This window comes from Coprococcus sp. TM115-187 (genome assembly GCF_027679115.1).
In the GTDB taxonomy this organism is placed as follows: domain Bacteria; phylum Bacillota; class Clostridia; order Lachnospirales; family Lachnospiraceae; genus Allocoprococcus; species Allocoprococcus comes.
This window is the reverse complement of record NZ_JAQEKS010000028.1, coordinates 15,395-39,125: the sequence shown is the minus strand read 5'-3', so window position 1 is coordinate 39,125 and position 23,731 is coordinate 15,395. Positions and strand designations below refer to the sequence as shown.

General features: G+C 42.3%; 22 protein-coding genes and 1 other RNA gene. 20 read left to right on the top strand and 3 right to left on the bottom strand.

The window, feature by feature from the left end; translation table 11 throughout:
• Positions 1–122 precede the first annotated feature (122 nt).
• The 3 genes from aroB (at position 123) to PGW42_RS13880 (ending at position 1,921) form a co-directional block, all read left to right on the top strand.
• Positions 123–1,181, top strand: a complete 1,059-nt coding sequence (gene aroB, locus PGW42_RS13890) for a 3-dehydroquinate synthase (protein ID WP_270203825.1) — start codon at positions 123–125, stop codon at positions 1,179–1,181.
• Positions 1,182–1,317: 136 nt separating this feature from the next.
• Positions 1,318–1,575 carry a toxin HicA gene (locus PGW42_RS13885; RefSeq protein ID WP_055155647.1) on the top strand — a complete coding sequence of 86 codons (258 nt, stop codon included), beginning with the start codon at positions 1,318–1,320 and terminating at the stop codon, positions 1,573–1,575.
• Positions 1,559–1,921, top strand: a complete 363-nt coding sequence (locus PGW42_RS13880; RefSeq protein ID WP_008374952.1) for a type II toxin-antitoxin system HicB family antitoxin — start codon at positions 1,559–1,561, stop codon at positions 1,919–1,921. Before PGW42_RS13885 ends, PGW42_RS13880 begins: the two co-directional genes overlap by 17 nt.
• 259 nt (positions 1,922–2,180) lie before the next feature.
• Here PGW42_RS13880 and PGW42_RS13875 read toward each other — a convergent pair whose 3' ends face one another.
• Complete coding sequence (locus PGW42_RS13875) at positions 2,181–3,353, bottom strand: ribose-phosphate pyrophosphokinase (protein ID WP_008374954.1); 1,173 nt, start codon at positions 3,351–3,353, stop codon at positions 2,181–2,183.
• A 172-nt stretch (positions 3,354–3,525) separates the two neighbouring features.
• On the opposite strand from PGW42_RS13875, the gene der reads away from it, so the two are divergent.
• From der to PGW42_RS13855, 4 genes are all read left to right on the top strand, one after another.
• Entirely contained in the window at positions 3,526–4,854 is a 1,329-nt protein-coding gene (der, locus tag PGW42_RS13870) for a ribosome biogenesis GTPase Der (RefSeq protein WP_270203826.1), read from the top strand.
• 1 nt (position 4,855) lies between these two features.
• A complete protein-coding gene (gene plsY, locus PGW42_RS13865) occupies positions 4,856–5,500 on the top strand; it encodes a glycerol-3-phosphate 1-O-acyltransferase PlsY (RefSeq protein ID WP_117823129.1) in 645 nt (214 codons plus the stop codon).
• A 12-nt stretch (positions 5,501–5,512) separates the two neighbouring features.
• Positions 5,513–6,523, top strand: a complete 1,011-nt coding sequence (locus PGW42_RS13860; protein WP_117823131.1) for an NAD(P)H-dependent glycerol-3-phosphate dehydrogenase — start codon at positions 5,513–5,515, stop codon at positions 6,521–6,523.
• A gap of 84 nt (positions 6,524–6,607) precedes the next feature.
• Positions 6,608–9,058 carry a cation-translocating P-type ATPase gene (locus PGW42_RS13855; RefSeq protein ID WP_270203827.1) on the top strand — a complete coding sequence of 817 codons (2,451 nt, stop codon included), beginning with the start codon at positions 6,608–6,610 and terminating at the stop codon, positions 9,056–9,058.
• Between the two features lie 51 nt (positions 9,059–9,109).
• Here the strand turns inward: PGW42_RS13855 and PGW42_RS13850 are convergent, their stop codons facing one another.
• Positions 9,110–10,093 carry a cation diffusion facilitator family transporter gene (locus PGW42_RS13850; RefSeq protein ID WP_270203828.1) on the bottom strand — a complete coding sequence of 328 codons (984 nt, stop codon included), beginning with the start codon at positions 10,091–10,093 and terminating at the stop codon, positions 9,110–9,112.
• A gap of 212 nt (positions 10,094–10,305) precedes the next feature.
• Here PGW42_RS13850 and spoIVA point away from each other — a divergent pair, with 212 nt between their 5' ends.
• The 5 genes from spoIVA to rnpB all read left to right on the top strand — a co-directional run bounded on the left by spoIVA (position 10,306) and on the right by rnpB (position 14,077).
• Positions 10,306–11,778, top strand: a complete 1,473-nt coding sequence (gene spoIVA / locus PGW42_RS13845; protein WP_055155641.1) for a stage IV sporulation protein A — start codon at positions 10,306–10,308, stop codon at positions 11,776–11,778.
• 164 nt (positions 11,779–11,942) lie between these two features.
• A complete protein-coding gene (locus PGW42_RS13840) occupies positions 11,943–12,428 on the top strand; it encodes a MogA/MoaB family molybdenum cofactor biosynthesis protein (RefSeq protein ID WP_117834041.1) in 486 nt (161 codons plus the stop codon).
• A gap of 8 nt (positions 12,429–12,436) precedes the next feature.
• Positions 12,437–13,132: an MBL fold metallo-hydrolase gene (locus PGW42_RS13835; RefSeq protein WP_270203829.1), complete on the top strand. Its 696-nt coding sequence runs from the start codon at positions 12,437–12,439 to the stop codon at positions 13,130–13,132.
• 76 nt (positions 13,133–13,208) lie between these two features.
• Positions 13,209–13,682 carry a ribonuclease HI gene (gene rnhA, locus PGW42_RS13830; protein ID WP_270203830.1) on the top strand — a complete coding sequence of 158 codons (474 nt, stop codon included), beginning with the start codon at positions 13,209–13,211 and terminating at the stop codon, positions 13,680–13,682.
• 47 nt (positions 13,683–13,729) lie between these two features.
• Positions 13,730–14,077: RNase P RNA component class A (gene rnpB / locus PGW42_RS13825), an RNA gene on the top strand.
• 299 nt (positions 14,078–14,376) lie between these two features.
• Here rnpB and PGW42_RS13820 read toward each other — a convergent pair.
• Positions 14,377–15,657 carry an amidohydrolase family protein gene (locus PGW42_RS13820; protein ID WP_270203831.1) on the bottom strand — a complete coding sequence of 427 codons (1,281 nt, stop codon included), beginning with the start codon at positions 15,655–15,657 and terminating at the stop codon, positions 14,377–14,379.
• 204 nt (positions 15,658–15,861) lie between these two features.
• Between PGW42_RS13820 and PGW42_RS13815 the strand changes: the two genes are divergently transcribed.
• From PGW42_RS13815 to PGW42_RS13780, 8 genes are all read left to right on the top strand, one after another.
• Positions 15,862–16,806, top strand: a complete 945-nt coding sequence (locus tag PGW42_RS13815) for a hypothetical protein (protein ID WP_270203832.1) — start codon at positions 15,862–15,864, stop codon at positions 16,804–16,806.
• Between the two features lie 99 nt (positions 16,807–16,905).
• The gene (locus tag PGW42_RS13810) at positions 16,906–17,385 is read left to right on the top strand and encodes a pyridoxamine 5'-phosphate oxidase family protein (protein ID WP_270203833.1); all 480 of its coding nucleotides are present in this window, start codon (positions 16,906–16,908) and stop codon (positions 17,383–17,385) included.
• 296 nt (positions 17,386–17,681) lie between these two features.
• A complete protein-coding gene (gene nhaC / locus PGW42_RS13805) occupies positions 17,682–19,133 on the top strand; it encodes a Na+/H+ antiporter NhaC (protein WP_270203834.1) in 1,452 nt (483 codons plus the stop codon).
• A complete protein-coding gene (locus PGW42_RS13800; RefSeq protein WP_270203835.1) occupies positions 19,133–19,933 on the top strand; it encodes a DUF169 domain-containing protein in 801 nt (266 codons plus the stop codon). Before nhaC ends, PGW42_RS13800 begins: the two co-directional genes overlap by 1 nt.
• Before the next feature lie 95 nt (positions 19,934–20,028).
• Complete coding sequence (locus tag PGW42_RS13795) at positions 20,029–20,982, top strand: ABC transporter permease (protein WP_270203836.1); 954 nt, start codon at positions 20,029–20,031, stop codon at positions 20,980–20,982.
• Entirely contained in the window at positions 20,969–21,805 is an 837-nt protein-coding gene (locus PGW42_RS13790; protein WP_270235157.1) for an ABC transporter permease, read from the top strand. The genes PGW42_RS13795 and PGW42_RS13790 overlap by 14 nt, the downstream gene beginning before the upstream one ends.
• Before the next feature lie 2 nt (positions 21,806–21,807).
• A complete protein-coding gene (locus PGW42_RS13785) occupies positions 21,808–22,794 on the top strand; it encodes an ABC transporter ATP-binding protein (RefSeq protein ID WP_270203838.1) in 987 nt (328 codons plus the stop codon).
• On the top strand, positions 22,781–23,689 hold the full coding sequence (locus PGW42_RS13780; RefSeq protein WP_270203844.1) for an ATP-binding cassette domain-containing protein: 909 nt from the start codon (positions 22,781–22,783) through the stop codon (positions 23,687–23,689). The genes PGW42_RS13785 and PGW42_RS13780 overlap by 14 nt, the downstream gene beginning before the upstream one ends.
• Positions 23,690–23,731: the final 42 nt, after the last annotated feature.

Genomic DNA, 23,731 nt, shown 5'->3' with positions numbered 1-23,731 from the left:
TGGAGAGTACAAGAACTTGTGAGTAGATAGATATTTATATCATCAAAAGCATACTCGTTAAAGTAGGAATGAAACATAGAAGTTTGTAACTTTTTATAAGTTTTCAGTAACGGAACAAAACGATGAAAATGACGGTAGATTTAAAGGAACACAGCTATCCGATCTATATTGAAAGAGGAATTCTGAAAGAAGCGGCAGAAAGAATAGCGGAAGTATATCAGGGATCAAAGATCATGATCATTTCCGATGACAGAGTTTATTCTTATTACGGAGAAGCGCTTAAGAAAAATCTTTCTGAAAAATATGAGTGTGCGGAAACCGTGATTCCACATGGAGAACCGTCAAAAGCATTCGAAACCCTTCCGGGGGTATACAGTTCTCTTCTGGAAGCAAAGATTTCCAGAACAGACCTGATCGTTGCACTTGGTGGTGGAGTGGTAGGAGACCTTGCCGGATTTGTGGCAGCGACCTTTCTTAGAGGAATCAAGTTCGTACAGATTCCAACTTCCATTCTTGCACAGGTAGATTCTTCTGTTGGTGGAAAAGTTGCAGTCGATCTTCCACAGGGTAAGAACCTGGTAGGTGCTTTTTATCAGCCGAAGATGGTACTGATCGATCCGGATGTACTGGAAACCTTGCCGGAGCGTTACGTGACGGATGGCATGGGGGAGGTTATCAAATACGGATGCATCAAAGACCGCAAGCTTTTTGATCTTCTGGAAAAATGCGGATGCTATGAGAATCTGAAAGAGCATTTAACCGATGTGATCGCAACATGTGTCGATATCAAACGCCACGTTGTGGAAGAAGACGAGTTTGATACCGGAGAGAGGATTCTCCTGAACTTCGGACATACCCTTGCCCACACCATTGAGCAGCACTTTCACTATGAAAGAGAAAGCCACGGTGAAGCCGTAGCCATCGGAATGTACCAGATCACAAAGATTGCTGAAGAGAAAGGACTTACCAAAAAAGGCGAAGCCGAGCACATCCGGAAAGTCCTGGAAGCTTATAAACTTCCGGTAAAAGCCGATGTCCCACTCCCACAGCTTACCGAAGCAATCAAGCTGGATAAAAAAACACTGAATAATAAATTAAAAGTCGTCCTTCTCCATGAAATCGGAGATTCCTATACATACCCGACCGGACAGGAATTCTTTGATGGGGACAGGACAGTATAAGTAAATACGATAAATAAGAATGCCGTAAAACCATGAAAGATATTGGTTTTACGGCATTTTAGTTAATTTCTGCGCATATGCCATAATAGCTTGACACCATATATGACACCATTCATAATAAAAGGAGAGATAAATAATGTCAAAATGGGATAAACTGATAATGCAGATATGTAATTTATCAAAAGACATCCGGTTTGATGAACTGCGGAAAGTGTTGGAAAGCTATGGTGATGAAATGAATTCGCCCAAGGGAGGAAGCAGTCATTATACATTCAGAAAGTGTGGCTGTATGCCAGTTACAATACCAAAGCATGAACCGATCAAAAAAGTATATGTAGAAATGGTAAGACAGATAGTAGAAAGTGAGACGAGGAAAGATGAAAACGCTGAATGAATATATGAAAATGCCTTATCGAATGGAAATTGTAGAGGATGAAGAGGAAGGTGGATTTGTAGTTTCATATCCAGATTTGCCAGGGTGTATTACCTGTGGCGAGACAATAGAAAGTGCAGTACAAAATGCATTAGATGCAAAAAGAACTTGGATTGAAGCAGCATTAGAAGAAAGAATTGAGATATATGAACCAGACAGCTTGGAAAATTATTCTGGACAGTTCAAATTAAGGATTCCAAGAAGTCTCCATAGATCTCTAGCAGAACACTCTCAAAAAGAAGGAATTAGTATGAATCAATACTGTATATATCTTCTTACAAAAAATGATGCAGTATTTTCAAAATAATATGATATAAAAAAGAGCTTCTTGTTTGCCAGAAAAGTAAAAATATACTAACAAACAGCCGCAAGAGAACCATAAAACAGGACAGATTCCATTTTTGTGCAATGGAGATGAGACTCAAAAATCGTGGAAGCCATTGTTGAACACGATTTTCGCTTTCAGAGGCTCATCGGAATGGTTTGCACAAAGGAAGCTGTCCTGTTTTATGGTTCTTTTGCGGCGTCTGTTCGCTAATATATCCTTACTATCCCGCCAACAAAATTTATCTCATATTTCTCTTCGCAAGCAAATCATGAATCTTATCCGTTGGATTCATAACCGCACTAATAGATGTAGAATGATTCATCGAATCAATGATCAGTGCAAGGAACTTACTCATATCTGCTTCAATGAAATACGGTTTATCATGAAGCTGAGGAGGCAGATAGGTCAGATTGGTTGTGATCAGTCTGTCCAGATAGCCCTTTTCATAATATTCATCGAACTTGTCAAGACCTTCTGTGAAGAGACCAAAAGTAGTACATACAAATACACGCTCAGCACCGCGGTCTTTTAACTGCCTGGTAACATCCAGCATACTTTCACCGGAAGAAATCATGTCATCGATGATGATAACGGTCTTTCCATGTACATCGTCACCTAAGAATTCATGTGCAACGATCGGATTTTTACCATTTACGATGGTAGAATAATCACGGCGTTTGTAGAACATACCCATATCAACACCGAGTACGTTGGAGAAGTATACGGCTCTTTGCATTGCACCTTCATCCGGGCTGATGATCATCAGATGGTCTTTGTCTGCTTTCAGATCCGGTTCTGCTTTAAACAGAGCTTTGATGAACTGGTACAGAGGGTTGAAGCTGTCGAAACCATTGAGTGGGATCGCATTCTGTACACGCGGATCGTGTGCGTCAAATGTCAGAATGTTAGATACACCCATTGCGGTTAATTCTTCCAGAGCCATTGCACAGTCCAGAGATTCGCGTTTGGTTCTCTTGTGCTGGCGGCTTTCGTAAAGGAATGGCATAATTACATTTACACGGTGTGCCTTTCCTGTAGAAGCGGAGATGATACGCTTCAGATCCTGATAGTGATCATCCGGTGACATATGATTGATATGTCCGTTTACTGTGTATGTCAGGCTGTAGTTGCAGACATCCACCATAATAAAGAGATCTTTTCCGCGGATACTTTCGCCAAACATTCCCTTTGCTTCCCCCGAACCAAAACGTGGGCAACTGTTCTTTGCAAGATAAGAATCTGCTTCATAAGATGAATAGATTGCAGGATCCAGAAAGTCATGCAGAGAATTTTTGCGGAACGATACGATGTACTGATCCACTTTTTCTGCCAGATCCTTGCAACTTTCCAGAGCAGCAATTTTAAGTGGTGCTGTCGGAAGAGCTTTTTCCATAAGTTCGATATTTGTCATGAGTGCCTCCTTATAATAAGCGTTTTACGCGCTGTTTATCTAATCTTACCTATCTTTTATACCATTATTTAAAAGCAATGACAAGAAAGAGGCGTTAAAAAATTGCATTTTTTGAAGAAATCTAGTATGATATAGAAGCAGAATTCCGAATAAATATCAGGAGGAAGAAAATATGAGTAAACCAGTTGTTGCCATTGTAGGGCGGCCGAACGTTGGAAAGTCGACGCTTTTTAATGCACTGGCAGGAGAAAAGATAGCAATCGTTAAAGATACGCCGGGTGTTACCCGCGACAGAATTTATGCAGAAGTGAATTGGCTCGATAAAGAATTTACGTTGATCGATACCGGTGGAATCGAGCCGGACAGCCGTGATGTGATCCTTTCCCAGATGAGAGAACAGGCACAGATCGCCATTGATACTGCAGATGTGATCCTGTTTATGACAGATGTAAAGCAGGGACTTGTAGATTCCGATTCAAAAGTGGCAGATATGCTCCGCCGCTCCCACAAGCCAGTCATCCTTGTTGTCAACAAAGTGGACAATTTCAACAAGATGATGCCGGATGTGTATGAATTTTATAATCTGGGAATCGGAGATCCGGTTCCGATCTCAGCATCGGAACGAATTGGAATCGGAGATATGCTGGATAAGGTTCTGGCACATTTTCCGGAAGGGGCAGGACAGGAAGAAGAAGATGACCGTCCAAGAGTTGCAATCGTTGGAAAACCGAACGTTGGGAAATCTTCGATCATCAACCGTCTGATCGGAAAAGACCGTGTGATCGTATCCGATATTGCCGGAACTACAAGAGATGCCATTGACACGGAAGTAATACACAATGGAAAAGAATATGTATTTATTGATACAGCAGGACTTCGCCGTAAGAATAAGATCAAAGAGGAACTGGAACGCTACAGTATTATCCGCACAGTTACGGCAGTAGAAAGAGCGGATGTGGTCCTAGTTGTGATCGATGCGGCAGAAGGAGTAACCGAGCAGGATGCCAAGATCGCAGGAATCGCACATGAGCGTGGAAAAGGTGTCATCATCGTTGTAAATAAATGGGATGCCATTGAAAAGAACGATAAGACCACGAGGGAATATGAGCATCAGATCCGGATGGTGCTGTCTTTCCTGCCTTACGCAGAGATCATGTATGTGTCTGCACTGACAGGCCAGAGACTTCCGAAGCTCTTTGACATGATCGACACCGTTATTGAGAACCAGACACTCCGTGTGGCTACGGGTGTCCTTAACGAGATCATGACCGAAGCTGTTGCAATGCAGCAGCCGCCGTCAGATAAGGGAAAACGGCTGAAACTTTACTATATTACCCAGGTAGCGGTCAAACCGCCGACATTTGTCATCTTTGTAAATGATAAAGAACTGATGCATTTCTCTTATACGAGATATCTGGAGAATAAGATCCGTGAAGCGTTTGGTTTCCGTGGAACGTCTCTTAAATTCTTTATCAGGGAGAGAAAGGAGAAGGACAAATAAGATGGAACGTCTTGTATGTTTGCTGATCGGCTATATATTTGGTCTGTTTCAGACCGGCTATTTCTATGGAAAAACTCAGGGAGTAGATATCCGCAAGATGGGAAGCGGAAATGCAGGTTCTACCAATGCACTTCGCACCATGGGAATCAAAGCCGGAATGATCACCCTGCTAGGTGACTGCTTCAAATGCGTGATCGCAGTTCTGGTGGTCCGCGGAATTTACGGACAGTCTCACGCAGATATTTTACCGCTCCTTTCGCTGTATACAGGTTTTGGGGCAGTGCTCGGACATAATTTTCCATTCTATCTGAAGTTCAAGGGCGGAAAGGGAATTGCAGTTACGGCAGGTATGATCTTATCTACAGATATTCGGATTGCGGCAGTATGTCTGATTGTGTTTATTGTAATTGTTGCCGTGACACGTTATGTATCACTGGGATCGCTGGTGATTTCCGTACTGTTCCTTGTCGGACTTGTTATTGACGGACAGATGGGAATGTTTGGAATGGCGCAGAAGTATCTGTTTGAAATGTATGGAATCGGAGCGCTTTTTGTTCTCTCTGCATTTATCCGCCACCGTGCGAATATCGGACGTCTGAGAAATGGTACAGAGAGCAAGATCAGTTTTTCAAAAAAGAAAAAATAAGAGGTAATAATTATGGCAGAAATCGGAGTTATCGGTTCAGGAAGCTGGGGAACGGCCCTGGCGCTGGTACTGAATAAAAACGGACATCATGTAACCATCTGGTCTTATTTAAAAGAAGAAGCAGATGAGATCAGGGAGAAGCGGGAAAATCCAAGTAAGCTTCCGGGCGTTCATATCCCGGAGGAGATCGAGATCACAACAGATCTGCAGGGAAGCGTGGAAGGAAAAGATGTGGTCGTTCTTGCAGTTCCGTCTATGGCAACCAGAGCTACGGCGAAGAAAATGTGCCCGTATGTAAAGGAAGAGCAGATTCTGGTCAATGTGGCAAAAGGAATTGAAGAGGGTACTTTAAAGACACTTTCCGAGCAGATTGAAGAAGAGATTCCGCAGGCAAATGTAGCTGTTCTTTCAGGTCCAAGTCACGCGGAAGAAGTAAGCCGCGAACTTCCGACAACGGTTGTAGTCGGAGCAGAGACAGAAGAAACCGCCATTTATCTGCAGAAAATTTTTATGAATGATGTGTTCCGCGTTTATACGAGTCCGGATATCAAAGGAATTGAGCTTGGTGGCTCCCTGAAAAATGTCATTGCACTTGCAGCCGGAGTTGCAGATGGACTCGGATATGGGGATAACACCAAAGCTGCTCTGATCACCAGAGGAATTGCAGAGATTACAAGGCTGGGTATAAAGATGGGTGGAAAGCTGGAATCCTTTACCGGACTTACCGGAATCGGCGATCTGATCGTCACCTGTGCAAGTAAGCACAGCCGTAACCGTAAGGCAGGTGTTCTGATCGGTGAGGGAATGACGATGGAAGAAGCGATGGCTGAGGTCAAGATGGTAGTCGAGGGCGTGTATTCAGCAAAAGCGGCAAGAGAGTTGGCTGAAAAATATGAGGTATCCATGCCGATCGTGGAAAAGGTCAACCAGGTACTTTTTGAAGGCAAACCCGCAAAGGATGCGGTAAGTGAACTGATGATGCGTGACGGGCGCAGCGAATACAGTAACCTTCCGTGGGATTAAAGTTTCAAAGAAATTTCATAAAGTCTTAATGGAAAATCCTTCCGTATAGGCGTATAATGACGTGTATACAGGAGGATTTTTTGTATGAAATTCGGAAAAAAAGAAAAAGAAACACAAGAGGAAGAAGTCGTTCGCGGCGAGATCCAGCGTGTGGTTCCAGACTACCGGGTAGGTCTTAATCCCGAGCAGATCCGGATAAGGGAAGAGAATGGCTGGACCAATGATGAGGTTGCTTCACCGGGACTTACGACAAAAGAGATTGTTCATAATAATATATTTACCTATTTCAACCTGATCTTTCTGATTCTGGCGATTCTGCTGTGCCTGGTAGGTTCTTTTCGAAATCTGACATTCCTGCCGGTCATCATCTGCAATACACTGATCGGGATCATTCAGGAGATCCGTTCCAAGAAAGTACTGGATAGGCTGACCATGCTGAATGCACCGCACGCAGAAGTAATCCGTGGAGGGGTATCGCTGAATCTGGAGGCGGATCAGCTGGTTGTGGACGACATTGTTGTATTTCGTGCAGGGAACCAGATCTGTGCAGATGCGGTTGTTGAGGCTGGCGAGGTTCAGGTCAATGAATCTTTACTTACCGGTGAATCTGATGAGATCACGAAAAAGCGTGGAGACCGTCTGATGTCAGGTAGTTTTGTGGTATCAGGAAGCTGTCATGCACGCCTGGACAAGGTTGGAGCGGATTCCTATATTTCACAGCTGACTCTGGAAGCAAAAGCCATGCAGCAGGGGGAACAGTCGGAGATGATCCGTTCCCTGGACAAGCTGGTAAAAATGGTCGGAATCGCACTGATCCCGATAGGAATCATTTTGTTTGTGCAGAGTTATTTCTATAATCACGACAGCTTCCGGCAGAGTATTATCTCCATGGTTGCTGCAGTGATCGGCATGATCCCGGAAGGATTATATCTTCTTGCAAGCGTGGCACTTGCGGTAAGTGCAATGCGTCTTGCATCGAAAAAGGTATTGCTCCATGATATGAAGAGTATCGAGACTCTGGCGCGGGTAAATGTGCTTTGTGTTGACAAGACAGGTACGATCACAGAAGACAGTATGTGTGTCAGTGAAGTGGTGAAAGCCAAGGCCTATGACGAAGAAAAGATGCCGGATCTGAACCGGATGATCGGCGATTTTGTCAAAGGAATGGACGCGGATAACAGCACGATGCATGCGATGCAAGAACATTTTACAGAGCATTCAGATAAAGTGCCGGAAAAAGTGATTCCTTTTTCTTCCACGGTCAAATACAGCGGAGTAATTTTCAAAGATCAGGCATATGTGCTTGGTGCACCGGAATTTGTCCTGCGTGAGGATTATACAAAGTATCAGGGAAGAATAGAGCAGTATACGTCCAGGGGGTTCCGTGTACTGGTATTTGGAAGCTATGATGGAGAGCCGGATGGTAAGCCGCTGACTGGAACGGTAACGCCGCTTGGTTATGTCCTCCTTCTCAATAAAGTCAGGGAAGAAGCGCCTGCGACTTTCAAATATTTTGCGGACCAGGGTGTTGCGATAAAAGTTATTTCGGGTGATAATCCGATCACCGTATCGGAGACTGCGAAGCAGGCCGGAATTGAAGGCGCAGAGAATTACGTGGATGCGGGAACATTAAAGACCGAAGAAGATATTGCCCTTGCGGTGAGCAAATATACGGTCTTCGGAAGGGTAATTCCGGAACAGAAAAGACAGTTTGTGCAGGCACTGAAAAAGCAGGGAATGACGGTCGCTATGACCGGTGATGGTGTTAATGATGTACTTGCCCTGAAGGATGCAGACTGTTCGGTGGTGATGGCATCAGGAAGCGATGCGGCGGTCCAGGCGTCCCAGGTGGTACTTCTGGAATCCGATTTTTCAAGGATGCCGGAGGTTGTTCTGGAAGGAAGAAGAGTTGTCAATAACATTCAGCGTTCAGCAAGTCTGTTCCTGGTGAAGAATATTTTTTCCTTCCTGCTTGCAATTTTCTCGGCAGTCTTTATGATTACCTATCCGCTGGAGCCATCCCAGGTATCGCTGATCAGCATGTATACGATCGGTATTCCGGCATTCTTCCTGGCACTGCAGCCGAACCGGGATATCATTAAGGGACACTTCCTGACTAATGTGTTCTTAAAGGCACTTCCGGCAGGACTTACGGATGTACTTGCGGTTGGTGCGCTGGTTGTATTTGGACAGACGTTCGGAGTTGCATCCAAAGATATTTCTACGGCGGCGACGATGCTGCTTGCAATTGTCGGATTCATGATCCTTTACCGGATCTGCCAGCCGATGAATGCACTGCGTATGATCGTCTGGATCGGATGCGTGATCGGACTGTTAGGATGCAGTATCTTCCTGCCACAGTTATTTGCGATTACGGGGATGTCCAGAAAATGCATTATGCTTTTTGTAATATTCTCTATTGCGACCGAGCCGGTACTTCGGTATTTGACGAAGCTGATCGAATGGCTGAGAAAGCAGTACATAAAATTTATCAAGAATCCAATCAAAGAATTTAAAGGAAAAGCTGCCGATTAAGGCAGCTTTTCTTGGAAAATGAGTATTTTTAAAGAATAAGGATCAGATAATTCAGTCTGCAAATTTTGCATTCTGATCCACTTTTTCCGACTGGTTTACGATATGATTGGTCAATGCCTCATCATCCGTGGTAAACACAATATCCGGCAGAAGTTCAAAATAAAAATCCGTATATTTTTTCGCAAGAGCCTGGATACAGAAATTCTGTACGATCTTAAACCGGGTAATGGAAACCAGATCTTTGTCAAAGGTGATGTAAACACTGATCCAGAGCTTTCTTCCGGTACGGAGAATGTCATAGTAGAGTTTTTTGTAACCATAGGCATTTAGGACAGGTTCGATCGTTTCTTTAATTTCCTCAACAGTCTCTTCCTCCGGCGGGATCAGGAACAGATCCCGAAGTCCGGTTATTACCGTCTTTATCGGCGTCGGCAGCATAAAGATGGACAGGGTGACGGTAATGATCTGGTCAAGATAAGGTGTTATGGGTCTGAACCATGGAAAAGGCAGCAGAACCGGAAGAAAGAAGGCAATTGCCATACCGAAAGAGGCAATACTGTCGATCTCCCAGCCTTCCATTTCCATTGTGATCATTGGGGAATCCATCAGACGATTCTTATATTGGAGATAAATGGATACGGTAATTCCCAGAAAAAATGCAAATAATTCAAACCAGGCAATGGTATCAAAAGCGACTTTTCTGCCACCATGGATCATGATTTCGATATTGTTCAGGATCAGCCCGACGGTAACGCCAGTCATGGTAATGCCCTTGACAACGACAAACATAGATTCAATCTGCATATAACCGAACGGGTGCTTTTCATTGGATGGCTTGTAAAGTAGCGGAATCAGAAAAAGCGACGGCAGGAGCATGCAGAACTCGACTCCGTCATAGATTGCGTCCAGAAGAACTGCCTGGGAACTGGTGTAGATTGCCATGACGATCTCAACGATAACGAAAAACAGATTCCCGTACAGGGAGACAGACATGGCTTTTTTTTCTCTTTTCTGTGCTTTTCTTCCTACGTGCATAGGATACCTCCTTTTTTGACTGTAAGAAAATCCCGATAAGATTTTCTGATAAATGAAAGGCATTACGTGCCTGTAATACGTTTTTTTGTTACCATTTATCATACCCGATTTTGAAATTGATGGCAAGAAAGTAAAAGTGAACTGGCAGTATAGTTGTTCTAAACAGGGGAAAGCCCGCATACACTGTATCAGCAATCAAAGGGGGACAGTGTATGGATACATTTGATTTATACAAGGATATACAGTGCCGGACGAATGGAGAGATCTATCTGGGTGTGGTAGGACCGGTACGGAGTGGCAAATCAACCTTTATCAAGCGTTTTATGGATGTGCTGGTGCTGCCGAAAATGACCGATGAGCATGCAAAAGAGCGGACGGTGGATGAGCTTCCGCAGTCTGCGTCAGGGAAGAGCATCATGACAACGGAGCCGAAATTTGTGCCAAAAGAAGCTGCCGAAATCCAGCTCGCAAAGGATGTGAGTGTGCTGGTGCGTCTGATCGATTGTGTGGGCTATATGGTGGAGGGAGCCGCCGGTCACATGGAAAATGGAGCAGAACGTCTGGTGAAAACGCCGTGGAACGAAAAAGAAATTCCGTTTACAAAGGCGGCAGAAATCGGGACGAAAAAGGTAATCCATGACCACTCCACGATCGGGATTGTTGTGACGACAGACGGAAGTATCGGAGAGCTTCCCAGAAACAGCTACCGGGCGGCAGAAAAGAAAACGATCCAGGAGCTGAAAAGCATTGGCAAGCCGTTCGTGGTCTTGGTCAATACCCGGAAACCGTACAGCGCAGAGGCAAAAAACGTGGCAGAAGAAATCCAGAAAGAATATCAGGTAACGGCACTTCCGGTCAACTGTGAACAGCTACGGGAAGAAGATATCCACCGGATCATGGAAAATGTGCTCTTTGCATTTCCGGTCACAGAAGTAAAATTTTTCCTTCCAAAATGGGTGGAAATACTTACAGCAGATCACAAGGTCCGGGAAGAGCTGGTATCTTATGCAAGAGAAGTCATGGGCAGAATCGGAGAAATCCGGGATGCGATGGAGATCCGGAAGCCGGAGCAGAGTACCTACATAAATGCAGTAAATGTAACAGGTGTGTCCATGGATACCGGTGAGATCTCGGTTGAAATCAAGGTGGAAGATGGCTGTTATTATGAAATGTTAAGTGATCTGACCGGAACGCAGATTAGCGGGGAATATGATCTGATCCATACAGTGCGTAATCTTGCCATGCTCCAGAAAGAATATGAAAGTGTCAAAGATGCACTTGCTTCGGTTAAAATGAAAGGCTACGGTGTAGTCAGCGCGACAAGAGAAGAAATCCGGCTGGACGATCCAGTGGTAATCCGGCAGGGCAATAAATACGGAGTAAAGATCCGTTCGGAAGCACCTTCTATCCATATGATCCGAGCTAACATTGAGACCGAGATCGCACCGATCGTGGGGAGTGAGCAGCAGGCAAAGGATCTGGTAAATTATATTAATGAGGCGGCAAAGAGCCCGGATGGAGTCTGGGGAACCAATATTTTCGGAAAATCGATCGAAGAGCTGGTGATGGATGGCGTGCGAAACAAGATCGCCATGATCGGAGATGAAAGTCAGGCAAAACTGCAGGACACCATGCAGAAGATCGTCAATGACAGCAACGGAGGTATGGTTTGCATCATTATCTAAAATTTTTCTTAAATCAATTCGATTGGCGGCGGGAAACTTGCATGGCAATCCGAGAGTATGTTATACTAAAGTCTATACGTTAGGGGATACATTTTCATGGAATGAATGGTCATATAAGATACCATGAAATCTATACGTGAGGAGAAAAGAAAAGAGGGACATCTATGAAAGTAGCAATTGTATCAGCAGACACCATGATATACAGAAAACAGAAGGATGATACGTGTTCGCCAATCGTGCGAAGAGTGCTCGATCAGGTCAGCTTCAAGACAGAGCTTGTACAGCCGGTACCAAATGACAGGGAGGTTATCCGCAAGATCCTTGCGAAGATCGCGGATGCACAGATGGCAGATCTGATCCTTACGATCGGTGGGATCGGATGCAGAGAAGAGGACTGTGTTCCGGAAGCGACAAAGGCAGTGGTCGATAAGGAGATTCCGGGGATTGGAGAGTCGATGCGTCTTTTTATGACACGGACCAGAAAAAGGGCAATGCTGACGAGAGGAACAGCAGGTATTCGGGGTAAATCCCTGATTGTCAATCTTCCAGGAAGTCCGAAGATCATTAAAGAGTGTCTGGAATATGTTCTTCCGGAGATTGTTTATGCGACAGAGACGGCAGTCGGTGAACATGATGATGTTGAGGAGTAGGCAGACAGATGAGGGTGACGTATATCGGACACAGCGGATTTTCAGTGGAACTGGAATCCCATATTCTATTATTTGACTATTATGAAGGAACGATGCCGGAGTTTGATCCAGCGAAGAAGCTGTTGGTGTTTGCCAGCCATTCCCATCCGGATCATTTTAACAGAGAGATCCTGAAGCTTGCGGATGTGTATCCGGATGTGGAATATATTTTCCCGAAGGATATCAGAATTGCGAAAAAGGAGCAGCGTGAATCGGAACATTTCATGCGAAAAAGGGATGAGATTACTGTCGGGGATACAAAGGTAAAAAGTCTGCGTTCAACCGATGAAGGGGTTGCCTTTCTGGTAAGATGCGAAGACAGGATCATTTATCATGCAGGGGATCTGAACTGGTGGCACTGGGAAGAGGAAGATGATGCGTATAACCGGATGATGCGCGGCGATTATCAAAAGGAGATTGAAACGCTGGCCGGTGAGAAGATCGATTTTGCATTTGTCGTGCTTGACCCGAGACAGGAAGAGCAGTTTTACTGGGGCTTTGACTGGTATATGCGGCATACGGATACGAAGATTGTATTTCCGATGCATATGTGGAAGCAGTACGAGGTGCAGGACCGGCTTGCCGGAATGGAAGTATCAGAGCTGTACAGGGACAAGATCATGCGGATCCGGGAAAAGGGACAGACATTTGAATTGAATTTATAACCGGTTTTGGATGGACATATTTTCTAAGATAGAAAAATGGACGGATGCAGACCGGAGGATGATAAGGAGACAGACTATGAAAGTCAGTATTTATACAGATGGAGCAGCAAGAGGCAATCCGGACGGACCGGGAGGATATGGCGTTGTTCTCGAATATGTGGATCCAAAGGGAGAACTTCATGTCAAAGAGCTTTCCGGCGGCTATGTGCGGACAACGAATAACCGGATGGAACTGATGGCCGTTATCCGCGGACTGGAAGCTCTCAACAGACCATGTGAGGTAGAGCTTTATTCGGATTCCCAATATGTAGTTAATGCATTTAACCAGCACTGGATCGAAGGATGGATCAAAAAAGGCTGGAAGCGTGGGAAGAATGAACCTGTTAAGAATACCGATCTGTGGAAGCGCCTACTGGAAGCCAAAAAACCGCACCAGGTGAACTTCAACTGGGTAAAAGGACATGACGGACACCCGCAGAATGAGCGGTGCGATACTCTGGCAACAACAGCAGCCGATGGAAATGAGCTGCAGATTGATCCGGGCGTGTAGAAGAATTCCCTTTACACTGATAAAAAAATGTGATAAAGTATCTAAGGCAAGTAAGACAGACGTTCGCGGATGCAAGTGCCGAAAGGCCGCAGACGAGGAAAGTCCGGGCTTCACAGGGCAGGATGCCGGATAACGTCCGGTAGAGGTGACTCTAAGGATAGTGCAACAGAAATGTACCGCCTGCAGATGCAGGTAAGGTTGGAAGGGCAGTGTAAGAGACTACCGCCTGGGTGGTAACACACAGGGCATATGTAAACCCCATCCGAAGCAAGACCGAAAAGAAGTGGTATGGCGGCCCGTCATGCTTCAGGTTGGTCGCTTGAGTCTGCTGGCAACAGCAGAACTGGATAGATGAACGTCCACGACATAACCCGGCTTATCGTTTTGCTTGCTTTTAATTTTTTATTGAGCAATTTTGAAAAGAATCTGTATTCATATTTCTGAAGTATACAGATTCTTTTTTGCAGTATAACAGGAAAAAATTGAAGAAAACACGGATAAATTTTCGTTAACCAGGTACACAGCCACACCAGACAAAATATCCTCTCCAGATTCATGTATGTGCAATGGAGATGAGACTCAGAAATTATGGAAGCCATTGCTGACATAATTTTCGCTTTCAGAGGCTCATCGGAATGCCTTGCACATAGAATCTGGAGAGGATATTTTTGTCTGGTGTGGCGTCCCTTACCGTTTACAAAAATTTATCCAGTTCCGCTTCAACATTCTTCCTCTTCTTAACCGTTGGATGTTCGATCACCTTCCCTTTTGCAACCACCATTTCCAGATTCCTCAGTACTTTCAGATCCTCCAGTGGATTCTTCGCTGTCACGATCAGATCTGCAAATTTACCTTTTTCAATCGAACCGGTAAGATTTCCGATCCCTGCAAGCTCGGCACTCCTTTTTGTTGCCGTATAAATGGCAAAAGAATTGGAAACACCCACATATTTGTGAAAATAATAAAGCTCACGCCAGAAATCATACTGTGTGATCCATGGGCAGCCGACATCATTGCCGAGAACAACCGGGATATCATTTGCAAGAGCAGCTTTGGCACAGTCAACGATTCCCTCGAAAACAACATTTCCGTTGTATTGTTCTACCTCTGTTGCATTGGTGATGGAGCGGTCGAAGAGCGCATAAGGCAGAGCCGGTGAAATCGTGGTACAGAGGAATGCATCCCGTTCTTTGAATAGCTGTATCATATCTTCGCTTAGTTTTGCACCGTGTTCGATGGAGTCAACACCATTTTCCAGAGCGACTCGGACACCTTCCGGAGATTCGACGTGGGCAGCAACCAGATAACCGTCGGCGTGCGCTTTTTCGCAGATAGCACGAACCATTTCCGGCGGTATTTTCAGTTCACCCGGAACGCCTTTTTCTTTGGCATCTAATACGCCTCCGGTGATCATGAGTTTGATCAAGTCGACCTTTTCCTTCTCGGACTGTTCAAGGTGTGCAAGCGCATCAGAAATGGAGGAGGCGGCAACAGCAACCGATCCTGCCATATGCCCACCCGGAACCGAGATTCCCTGGTTGGAAGCAAGGATACGTGGTCCGGTTTTGGTTCCGGCTTCGATCTCGTCACGCAGCCGGGTGTCGAAGCTGCCAAGTCCTCCGACGGTCCGGATTGTTGTGACACCGCCAAGCAGCTCATCCTTTGCAAATCCGGCTACCATCTTATAGGCGATTGCACGGGTAAGAGAAGAACTCATGATGGTATGGACCAGCTTCTCGTTATCGCGCTGCTTTTTCTGTGGTTTTCCGCTTCCGGCAAGGTGAACGTGCATATTGATCAGACCAGGAAGAATATAGTGCCCGTGAAGATCAACAATTTTGTAATCATGAAGATCCGTGGTATCTGGTACAATGTCTTTAATTTTGCCATCCTGGACCAGAATACAGAGGTTTGTCTGTGGCTTCATGTCTCTGGTACCGTCCAGAATAATTCCGTTTGTAAATGCGTAATTCATAACTCATTCCCCGATTCTTTAAAATAATTAATTTTACTATACACCAGATGCGAAGCAGGCGGCAAGAAACATTTCGATGATATCGTGGTATTGTGTGGATGATTTCTCGGATGGAATGAAAAATAAAATAGCGTGAAGATAGTTTGACAATCGTCTGAAAAATATGGTAATTTTAGGGGTATTAAAGCTATATAGGAGTGTCAAATGAGTAATGATCGTTTTCAAAGTCAGGAAAAGAGAAATGTGGCATATTATCACCTTCCGGGCTTGTTTGAATTTTATGAATTGTACAGGAGGTTTCTGCCACTATTTTATACACACAGAGAGTATTTTTACGATTGGTGTGAAATCGGTTCTGTTTATGGAGCACCCGAGGACTGTCTGTGGGGCGGTGGACGCGTGGAGGCGGGAGAAGCAGATCCGGAAGGAGTGTTTACACTTACGCAGGAGTATGGAATTTCTGCGCGCCTGACATTTAGTAATTCATTGCTTAGAGAAGAGCATCTTGCGGATCAGAGATGCAATAAGCTTTGTGTGTTGTTTGAACAAAGTGCAGGGAAGAAAAACGGTGTGATCGTGTGTTCGGATCTGCTGCTGGATTATTTGAAAAAGAATTATCCCGGATTATATTTTGTTTCATCTACCACGAAGGTTCTGACGGAGTTTCAGGAGTGTCTGCGGGAAATACAGAGAAAGGATTTCCGGTATGTCGTGCCGGATTTCCGTCTGAATAAGGTACTGGATAAATGGAATACATTATCAGAAGGTCAGAAGGATAAAGTCGAATTTCTGTGTAATGAATGCTGCTGGTTCGGCTGCAGGGACAGAAAGCGATGTTATGAAGATGTGAGCCGGAAAAATCTTGGAGAAGATGGAGAGGAACACAGATGTACTGCGCCGAATGCGAAAGAAGGCTACCGTTTTTCAAAAGCAATGACAAATCCAGGATTTATCAGCGTGGATGACATCAAAAATATTTATTTACCGATGGGATTTACAAATTTTAAGATCGAAGGCAGGGGACTTGGAAGTGCGCTGGTTCTGGAATTTCTACTGTATTATATGACAAAGCCGGAATATCAGTTGCATGTGAGAGAAGAATTGTATCTGGATAATATGCTGGATTTGTTTTTAGATTCTTCACTATGAAACTTCATAGTGACTTATAAATTTGCTAATATTTTCCAAAACAAGAGCGGATTCGTTAACATAAATATATCAACGAACAAACAACAGGAGGAATATGAAATGTTAAACGAATCAGTCATCAAATTATTAAAGAGTGGAATGTGGGATCTTGCAACCTGTGCAGATGGAGAGCCGAATGCGGTTCCGGTTGCGTTTAAGGATGTCACAGAGGATGGAAAGCTTGTAGTCGGAGATGTTTTCCTTGAAACAACCCTGAACAACATCAAAGCAAATGATGGAAAAATCACCATTTCTGTATACGATGCACAGAATCTGGAAGGATATCAGATCAAAGGAACTGCGGAATATGTCACAGAGGGAGCGGTTGTAGACACATTCAAGGCTATGGTTGAAGATATGTTCAAGGGTACAGCGACTGCAAAGGGAGCACTTGTGATCACACCGTCCAAAGTCATTGTCACAACACCTGGTGCGGACAATAAGAAAGAAATTAAATTGAATCCAGGACTTACTAATAAAGTTTATAGTTACTTTAAAAATAGTTACCTTCAGGCTAAGATTTTATCTTTGACAGCCTGAGAAAAATAAACTCGCTATAATGTCTGGAAATAACTGGCATTGTGGCGAGTTTTTTTATGATTTGACACGATCTTTTGGTTGAAAAAATGGATATGAAAGTATATAATGAAGAGCAGATTGAACCTATTATAAAAGGAGGGGGAGATTGCAAAAAAGTATACTTTTTTGTAGGTTAACTATAATGAAATTCATTTTATAGTGGACAGTTTATTTAAAAGAAAGGAGGGAAGGTAAAACATCATCCTGAAAAGAGGATATATATTGAAAAAATAATTGAGATTTAAAGGAGTATTTACGTGGAAGAGAGAAAAAATGAAAAAATGGAAGCTACGAAAAGTAAACAGGCTACATTCGGTTTAGGTGTAGCTGTATTATTAATGATTGTAGCAGTTATGTTTGTAGGGGTCATGTTATCGAAGTCAATTTCAGTACCGACATGTCTGATTATAATTATTACTTTAATATGTGTGATATCTAAATTTGCATTAAAGTATTCTTTTGATGAGCTTGTTGAAATTATGGCTAATAGCTTAAAAAATGGAACAACCGGATTGTTGTTCTTTGTAGCTATTGGGGGAATTATAGCATCATGGATGATGGCAGGAACCGTTCCTGCAATTATTTATTATGGACTGAAACTGATCAGCCCAAAAGTTTTTTTACCTGCAGGTTTTGTATTATGTAGTGTTACTGCATTATGTACAGGAACATCCTGGGGAACAGTAGGAACAGTAGGAATTGCGCTGGTAGGAATCGGTCAGGGAATGGGAATTCCGTTGCCGATTACAGCAGGTATGATTGTATCAGGAGCAGCATTTGGAGATAAGATGTCTCCAGTGTCAGATACACCGAACCTGATATCTATGTCTGCAGAGACTGAATTGTATTCAACATTGAAGGCAATGATCATTACGATGGTTCCGGCTTATATCGTAGCATTCGTGCTGTTTACAGTTACTGGATTAAAATATGGATCAGTAAGTATGAATTATGAAGTAATAAAAGAAACACAATCCGTACTGGCAGATAATTTCAATTTAAATCCAATTGTATTGATACCGATTGTTGTACTCATTATCTTATCCGTTAAGAAATTCCCGGCATTACCTAGTATGGCAATTGCAATTGTAATTGGCTTTGCCGTAGCAATGATTTTTCAGGGACAAAGCTTACCGGCATGCCTGGAATCACTGAATGCAGGTTTTGTAATTGAAACCGGATCAGATTATGTAGACCCGATTTTGAACAGAGGTGGTCTGCAGAATATGCTGTGGACATTCTCAGTAGCATTTTTAGCAATTGCTATGGGAGGTCTTCTGGATAAGTGCGGTTATCTGAATGCCATTATTGAAGGTTTACTGAAAAAGGTAAATTCAGTTGGTTCCCTTGCTTTAATTGTATTATTCACTTCATTTGTTGCAGCAGCAGCATTTAGCGAAGTATATCTTTCATTAATTCTGAATGGAACTGTTTATAAACATGAATTTGATAAACGTGGTTTGGAACGTTCAATGTTAGCACGTCTGGTAACAGAAGGTTCATTGATGCTGGCACCGTTGATGCCATGGACGACTTTTGGAGCTTTCTGTATGGCAACACTTGGAATCTCTGGATTAGAGTTTGCACCATATGCATATTTGAACTATTTATCACCACTTGTTTCTTTGGTTATGACATTCCTTGGAATTGGTGTTTTATGGGTCAATAAAGCGAATAAAGGAAAAAGAAAATTTAATGAGGTAGTATAATGATTGAGAGAAGTAATGAACTGCTATATTTTAAAAATATTTTGAATTTGCAGCGCAATGTTGTCGGGGTTCGGTTTATTGAATTTAAAGAAGATTACGAAGCGTTGGATTTACCGGAACAAAAAGGGACAACCTGTCTGTTGGGACGAAGAGGATTTGAAGGATTACATATAAAGGCAGATGCAGAGCATATTACCTGTGATTATGGAGCAGGGGCAATTGGTGTAAAGAAAGCACATCCGACTATTGCGGCAGGACAGAGTTATGCAGGCTGCGGTTTATATAATAGTAAGTCTGTAGCACATGCTGTTGTAGAAGATATGCATTTTCTTAATCATCAGGTATACGGTGTGGAAATCGGAAAATTAGAAGATATAGAACAGCCGGATCTTGTATTGGTTGTTTGCAACACTTTACAGGCCATGCGTATCTTCCAAGGGTATGCATATACCTATGGCACACCAAAGCATGTCACTTTTGTTGGAAATCAGGCAATGTGCGGAGATATGTTAGCGAAGCCGTTTTATAATAATGATATCAATTTATCATTGTTCTGCGAAGGTGCACGTAAATATGGTGGTTATGGAGAAGGAGAAGTCGGAATTTCCATGCCGGCAGAAATGTTCCATACAGTAGCATATGGAGTGTATATGACGGTTGATCCTGTGGCAAATGTGGCAGAAAAGAAAGCAATTGAAGAGCGCTTGCGTGAAGCTGGATTTACAGAACAGTTTGATCCATATGAAAGCTATGGACGCAGACTGGATGAATTTGATGACAGAGTAAGAATGCAGGAATAAAATAAGACATTTCAGGAAACTGTTCGCTAAATATTGGTGAACAGTTTTTTGAAATAGGCAAATAAAGAAATGAAAAAGATTGATGAGGACAGAAAATGGTTAAATATATTTATCACAGAATATTACAGTCAATTCCTTTGATTATAATAGTTATGATTTTTTCATTCTTTGTTATTCATATTATGCCAGGGGATCCGGTCAGAACGATGCTGGGGGACAGAGCAACCGAAGAACAGATTTCCGTTATGAATGAACGCTTAAATCTTGATAAACCTATTACAGAACAGTTTGTTATATGGATAAAAAAAGTTGTGAAATTAGACTTTGGAGAATCTATTTGCTGGTCAGAACCTGTATTGGATATTATTTTAAAACGGATTGAGCCCACATTTTTACTGGCGGTAATAGGAACGGTGATCAGTGTTATAATAGGAATACCGCTGGGGGTAGTTTCGGCGAAACACCACGGGGATCATATAGAAAAAATAATCTCACTTTTATCATTAATTTCTATTTCGATTCCGGCGTTTTGGATTGCGATTATTATGATACAGATGTTTGGGGTTAAATTACAGCTGTTTCCTGTTGCAGGGTATCATAATATAAGTAGTTATGGAATCGGAACTGCTTTAAATGATTTAATATTGCCTGGAATTATACTTGGTATTATGAACAGTGGACAAATCGGACGAATGACGAAAAGCTCAATGCTGGATATTTTAAAACAGGATTATCTGAGAACAGCGCGTGCTTCAGGGATGAAAGAAAATAAAGTAATTTATTATTTTGGGTTGAAAAATGCGATGGCTTCGATATTGGTGGTGATAGGTTTCAGCTTTGCCGGACTGCTGGCAGGAGCTGTTGTGATCGAACAGATTTTTAATATTCCTGGGATTGGAAATCTGGCTATTACATCGATTTTAAAAAGAGATTATCCAGTAATACAAGGAATATTATTATTTATAGCAATGATATTTATAATTGTAAATATGGTGACGGATATATTGTGTGTAGCAGTTAATCCGAGAATTAGGTATGAAGATGAATAAGAGAAAAAAGATACAATTTAATTCATATGTTGTGACAGGAATTGTTTTGCTGTGTATTCCTGTTCTGCTTAGTATTATTTGTGGAAGTGTATTTGGCAAATTTGATCCATTGGAAACGAATCCGCTGCTTCGTATTCAGAAACCTGGAATAGAACATCTCATGGGGACAGATGATGTTGGCCGGGATATATTTGCAAGAATAGTTGTAGGAATTCGGGTATCACTGTTTATTGGAATATTAGTGTCGGCAATCAGCGGAATCGTTGGAATGATTGCAGGAATTTGCGCAGCGTATTATCCGAAAACAGCAAAATTCATTATGGGAATTATCGATGGTATCATGGCATTTCCAACGATTATTCTTGCAATTACACTTGCAGGTATCTTAGGGGCAGGAACGACGAATATTATAATTGCTTTGTCGATATCTTATTTCCCGTCAATAGCCAGAGTCGCGAGAAACAGTACACTTCAGGTTATGGGAAAAGAATATATGGATTCTGTGACAGCATTGGGAAAAAGTGATTTTTATATTATTTTTCATTATGTGATTCCGAATATTATTTCCCAGGTTATGGTACAGATCGTTTATACATTTGCAATGGCGATTTTGCATGAATCTATTTTAAGTTTCCTTGGAGTAGGAATAAAAGTTCCAACACCAAGCTTAGGTGGTATGGTGAGTGATGGCCGGAATTATATTAGTGTAGCACCATGGATCATCACATTTCCGGGGATTATTATTGCGTGGATTGTATTTGCACTAAATATATTGGGAGACGGGCTGCAGGAAATATTAGATCCCAAAAACAACAGAGGATAAAAATGGATAATTTATTAAGAATAGAAAATATTTCATTGGAATTGCAATCAAAAACAGAAAAATTGAAATTAACAGAAAATGTCTCGTTGGAGATAAAGCCGGGAGAGACCGTAGGAATCATTGGAGAATCAGGCTGTGGAAAGAGTCTGACGGCTCTAAGTATTCTCGGATTATTGGACTCCAATATAAAAATTACAGAGGGAAAGATTTTCTTTAAAGATATATGTTTAAATGAGCTTCCACCTGAAAAATTGAGAAAAATTTGTGGAAAAGAAATAGGAATGGTTTTTCAGGAGCCTATGACAGCTTTAAATCCGGTATTTACAATTGAGCAGCAACTTATGGCGCCGATGAAAGAGCATTTGAAATTGCCAAAGAAAGAATTGAAGAATCGGTGTATTACATTATTGCAGGACGTAGGCATTAAAAATCCGGAAAGGGTGCTGAAAAGTTATCCGCATGAACTTTCCGGCGGAATGCGGCAGAGGATTGTAATTGCGATAGCAATTGCGTGTCAGCCGAAATTATTAATAGCAGATGAACCAACAACGGCATTAGACGTAACAATCCAGCAACAGATTTTGATTGTATTAAAAAGATTGATTCATAAAAATAAAATGGCATTGCTGATTATTTCACATGATATGGGAGTCATTTCCATGATGGCAGAATGGATCAGTGTTATGTATGGAGGAGAAGTTGTAGAAGAAGGGGCTAAAGATGATATTATGAAACGTTCCCTGCACCCATACAGCGCGAAATTAATAGAAGCTGCCAATAATTTAAATAATGGTGATGGAGAATTAGTAATTGTAGAAGGGAATGTTCCAAGACCAGGAGATGATATTCAGGGTTGCAAATTTTCAAATCGTTGTGAATATTGTATGGAAAAATGTTTGAAAATGAAACCGCCATGTGTAGAGAGTGGGAAAGGTTATGTGCGATGTTGGAAATATGTAGAGGAACAGAGTGAAAATGTTGGAAGATAATGTTATTTTACAAGTAAATCATTTGAATAAAGAAGTTATATCAGGAAAACAGCATACAAAAATTATCGATGATCTTTCTTTTTATATAAAAAAGGGGGAAACGTATGGTCTGGTTGGAGAGTCGGGGTGTGGAAAGACAACTACCGGTAAACTGATTATGAAGCTTTTGCAGCCAGATTCGGGTGAAATTTGGTTTAAAGGGTATGATGTGGCTAAAATGACGAACAAGAGTTTTCGCCCATTGCGCCCTTATATACAAATGGTTTTTCAGGATCCGTATGGATCTTTAAATCCCAGAATGAAAGTAAAGAAATTATTAGAGGAAGCAGTGTCCTGTCGCAGAGAGCCGGTTGATAATAGCAGGCAGGTTATAGAAGAACTCATTCAGAGCGTCGGTTTACAGACGGAAGATTTGGAAAAGTATCCCCATGAATTTTCAGGAGGGCAGAGACAGCGCATTTCGATTGCGAGAGCAATTGCAACACAACCAGATTTGATTATTTGTGACGAAGCAGTTTCGGCATTGGATTTACTGGTGCAGGGACAGATTTTAAAACTGTTAAAAGAAATGCAGAAGAAATATAATTTTGCTTATCTTTTTATATCACATAATTTATCGGTTGTAAGATATATGAGTGACAGAATTGCAGTGATGTGTATGGGACAAATAGTAGAAGAGGGAACCACAGAGGAAATCTTTGAGGAACCAGCACATTTATATACGAAACTTTTATTAAAATCAATGCCTCAGTCAGAAAATAATCTGATCTATGAAGATGAAATGATGAGGAATTATGAAGAAAATTATCAACGGGTACAGGAGATTGTGAATGAAAAGCCGGCTTTTATACAAAAACTCAGCGATTCACATTATGTGCGTTCTTGTAACCGTTGAATGAAATATATGAAAAATAAAAGATTGTTGTGTGAGGAAGAA